Here is a 298-nt window from a genome sequence, read left to right as displayed (position 1 = left end):
ATACTAAGGCAATCATGGACGACGACGCGGACGACTGGGCGGCACAGGTGGAGGCGCAGCGGGAGGCGAAGACGCAGCAGTTCCGCGAGTCGGCGCGGTCGCCGCTACCGGTCTCGATGCGGGGCGACGGCTTCCCCGGACTGGCGTACTACGACCCGGACCCGGCGTACCGGTTCGTCCTGCCGCTCCACGAGCACGACGAAAAGGAGACGGTGACCGTCGAGACGACGGCCGAGGGCGAACAGACGTACCGCCGGTGGGGGGAGTTCCGCTTCGAGGTCGACGGCGAGGCGGCGAC

Annotated in this window: 1 protein-coding gene; it reads left to right on the top strand. The window is 69.5% G+C overall.

Features of this window, described 5'->3' with window-relative positions:
- Positions 1–14: 14 nt before the first annotated feature.
- Positions 15–298, top strand: a 284-nt coding sequence (locus tag EXE42_RS17625; RefSeq protein ID WP_137707119.1) for a DUF1684 domain-containing protein, incomplete at its 3' end; no start/stop codon positions are given.

Source organism: Halorubrum sp. SP3 (genome assembly GCF_005435195.1).
GTDB lineage: Archaea > Halobacteriota > Halobacteria > Halobacteriales > Haloferacaceae > Halorubrum > Halorubrum sodomense.
This window is presented reverse-complemented; position numbering and strand designations above follow the sequence as displayed.